This window comes from Streptomyces sp. 15-116A (assembly GCF_025290915.1).
Lineage (GTDB): Bacteria > Actinomycetota > Actinomycetes > Streptomycetales > Streptomycetaceae > Streptomyces.
The window spans coordinates 1-3,220 of sequence record NZ_JAOCQE010000447.1 but is presented as its reverse complement, the minus strand read 5'-3'; the positions used below and the strand labels follow the sequence as shown (position 1 = coordinate 3,220).

The 3,220-nt window shown below is 72.8% G+C and carries 4 protein-coding genes; 3 read left to right on the top strand and 1 reads right to left on the bottom strand.

Going from position 1 to position 3,220, the window contains the following annotated elements:
* The 3 genes from dprA to N4P33_RS34125 all read left to right on the top strand — a co-directional run.
* On the top strand, window positions 1–1,009 hold a 1,009-nt coding region (gene dprA / locus N4P33_RS34135; RefSeq protein WP_260830803.1), incomplete at its 5' end, for a DNA-processing protein DprA.
* Window positions 1,010–1,281: 272 nt separating this feature from the next.
* Window positions 1,282–2,124 (top strand): RNA polymerase sigma factor WhiG, encoded by an 843-nt coding sequence (gene whiG / locus N4P33_RS34130; RefSeq protein ID WP_260830802.1) that lies wholly within the window; start codon window positions 1,282–1,284, stop codon window positions 2,122–2,124.
* 97 nt (window positions 2,125–2,221) lie between these two features.
* Window positions 2,222–2,779: a TetR/AcrR family transcriptional regulator gene (locus tag N4P33_RS34125; RefSeq protein ID WP_260830804.1), complete on the top strand. Its 558-nt coding sequence runs from the start codon at window positions 2,222–2,224 to the stop codon at window positions 2,777–2,779.
* Between the two features lie 12 nt (window positions 2,780–2,791).
* On the opposite strand, the gene N4P33_RS34120 is transcribed toward N4P33_RS34125, so the two are convergent.
* The coding region (locus N4P33_RS34120; protein WP_260830801.1) for a murein hydrolase activator EnvC at window positions 2,792–3,220 on the bottom strand (429 nt) is incomplete at its 5' end.

The following is a 3,220-nucleotide window of genomic DNA, read 5'->3' as shown; positions in this document are numbered from 1 at the left end:
GCGGGGGGTGAGCCGGAAGCGGTGGGACGGGCTGGTGGCTCGGGCCGAGCGGGCCGACCCGAGAGGCGATCTCGCCGTGGCACGGGCGGCCGGGGTGCGGTTCGTGGCGCCAGGGGCGGTCGAGTGGCCGCGGCAGCTCGACGATCTCGGGGACGCACGGCCCCTCGGGCTGTGGGTGCGCGGGCCGGCCGACCTGCGAATGTGGGCGCTGCGCTCCGTCGCCGTCGTCGGCGCCCGCGCCTGCACCGAGTACGGCGCCCACATGGCCGCCACCCTCTCCGCCGGCCTCGCCGAACGCGGCTGGGTCGTCGTCTCCGGCGGCGCCTACGGCGTCGACGGCGCCGCCCACCGCGGAGCCCTCGGCGCGAACGGCGCCACCATCGCCGTCCTCGCCTGCGGAGTCGACCGCCCCTACCCGCGCGGGCACACCGCGCTGATCAACAGGATCGCCGACCAGGGACTCGTCCTCGGCGAACTGCCGCCCGGCGACCACCCGACGCCCAGCAGATTCATCCTCCGCAACCGCGTGATCGCCGCCCTCACCCGCGGCACCGTCGTCGTCGAGGCCGCCCACCGCAGCGGCTCGCTGGTGACCGCCAGGGCAGCCCAGCGCCTCGGACGTCACACGATGGGGGTACCGGGACCGGCAACCAGCGGACTCTCCGCCGGAGTGCACGAGCTGCTGCGGCAGGACGCCGTGCTGGTCACCGACGCCGCCGAGGTCGTCGAGCTGGTCGGCGGCATGGGCGAGCTCGCCCCTCAGCGGCGCGGACCCGTGCTGCCCCGGGATCTGCTGCCGGCCGGTGCCCGCCAGGTGCTCGCCGCGCTGCCCGCCCGCACACCCGCCTCGGTGGCCGAGATCGCGCGCGGCGCGGGCACCTCACGGGACGACGCGGTCGCGAGACTGTACGAACTACGAGCACTTGGTTACGTCGAACGACACGACGACGGCTGGAAGTTGACACGCCAGGCGCTGATCTCGGTCCGCGGTGATTCCGGTGCGCGCTGACGGAGCGTGTTCGGCCGTCCGGGGGAATCCCGACACGCCTGGAAAAATAAGCCAGTTGGGACACCCGGGTGATCACGCAGAGCGACGGGTGTGCCCCTGCGGAGCGGCCCACGGAACGTATCTGCGCACGCTCCCGCCCTCCTTCTTCGCGCACCGCGACGCCGTAGTCACGCTACGCTCACGAGGATCCCGACACGGACAGGCAACTCGACATCAGACAGACAGCTCACCCAGGCAGCACCACTCCACAGCAGAACGGCACAAGGCGACGAATGCCCCAGCACACCTCCGGGTCCGACCGGGCGGCGCTCCCCCCAGCCGCCCGTGACGGTGGCAGCGTGCGGCCGCCCGCTCCCTCGACGCTCGACGAGCTGTGGCGGTCCTACAAGGAGACGGGGGACGAGCGGCTGCGCGAGCAGCTGATCCTGCACTATTCGCCGCTGGTGAAGTACGTCGCGGGCCGGGTCAGTGTGGGGCTGCCGCCCAATGTCGACCAGGCGGACTTCGTCTCCTCCGGGGTGTTCGGGCTGATCGACGCGATCGAGAAGTTCGACGTCGACCGGGAGATCAAGTTCGAGACGTACGCGATCACCCGGATCCGGGGCGCGATGATCGACGAGCTGCGGGCGCTGGACTGGATCCCTCGCTCGGTGCGGCAGAAGGCGCGCAATGCGGAGCGGGCATACGCGACGCTGGAGGCGCGGCTGCGGCGCACGCCCACGGAGAGCGAGGTCGCCCGCGAGATGGGCATCGCCGTGGACGAACTGCACGCGGTTTTCAGCCAGTTGTCGCTCGCCAATGTCGTGGCCCTGGAGGAGCTGCTGCATGCCGGCGGGGAGGGCGGCGACCGGCTGAGCCTGATGGACACGCTGGAGGACACCGCCGCCGACAATCCGGTGGAGGTGGCCGAGGACCGTGAGCTGCGCCGCTTCCTGGCGCGGGCGATCAACACGCTGCCCGAGCGGGAGAAGACCGTGGTGACCCTGTACTACTACGAGGGGCTCACCCTGGCCGAGATCGGCAATGTGCTGGGTGTGACCGAGAGCAGGGTCAGCCAGATCCACACCAAGTCCGTGCTCCAGCTGCGGGCGAAACTGGCGAGCTTCGGACGCTGAGCCGGCGCCGGCGGCTCCCGGTTTCCCGCAGAGTGACTCCCGCCGGGCGTGGGGCGTCCGTACAGTGGTTGACGTGCCAAGGATTCGAGCGGCCTCCGTGGCCGAGCACCGGTCGATGCAGCGAGCCGCCCTGCTGGACGCGGCACGCTCCCTGCTGTCCGAGGGCGGTACGGAGGCGCTGACCTTCCCGGCCCTCGCCGAGCGCACGGGGCTCGCGCGCTCGTCCGTGTACGAGTACTTCCGGTCGCGGGCGGCGGTCGTCGAGGAGCTGTGCGAGGTCGACTTCCCGCTCTGGGCGGCCGAGGTCGAGGCGGCGATGGCCGCGGCGGACGGCCCAGACTCGAAGATCGAGGCGTACGTCCGCGCACAGCTCGCGCTGGTCGGGGACCGCCGGCACCGGGCCGTCGTCGCCATCTCCGCGAGCGAACTCGACGCGGGCGCCCGGGAGAAGATCCGCGCGGCGCACGGCGGCCTGATCGCGATGATCGTCGAAGCCCTCGCCGAACTGGGCCACGACCAGCCGCGCCTCGCGGCCATGCTCCTCCAGGGCATCGTCGACGCCGCGGTCCGCCGCATCGAACTGGGGGCGGCGGAGAACCCCGAGACGATCACGGAAGCGGCGGTGTCGATGGCCCTGCGGGGTGTACGGGGCTGACCCCGCCCGACGTCACCCCGGTACCGGGACCCCCAGCACCGGCAGGAGTCTCGAAGGGCCCCTGTGGAGCAGCCACGGGGGCAGCAGGCTGAGGGGATTCAGGTAGGTGTCGGCTCTGCGCAGGCCCCAGTGGACGCAGGGGGCCGTGCAGTGGGAGCCGCCGGGCTCCACCACCCCGATCACCTCGCCGGCGCTCACCTCGTCGCCCTTGCGCACCGACGCCCGGACCGGCTCGTAGGTCGTCCGCAGCGGGGGATCGCCCGTGCCGGACAGCTCCACCGAGACCACGCCCTTCCCGGCCACGCGGCCCGCGAAGGACACCCGGCCCGCCGCCACCGCCCGTACCGGCGTCCCCGGCGGCGCCGCCAGATCGACGCCGCGATGGCCCCGGCCGTACGCCGTGACCGGTGGCTCCCAGCCACGCAGGACCGGCGGCCGGAC

Coding starts and splice junctions, on each gene's coding strand:
- whiG (WP_260830802.1), top strand. CDS start 1,282: ATGCCCCAGCACACCTCCGGGTCCGACCGGGCGGCGCTCCCCCCAGCC.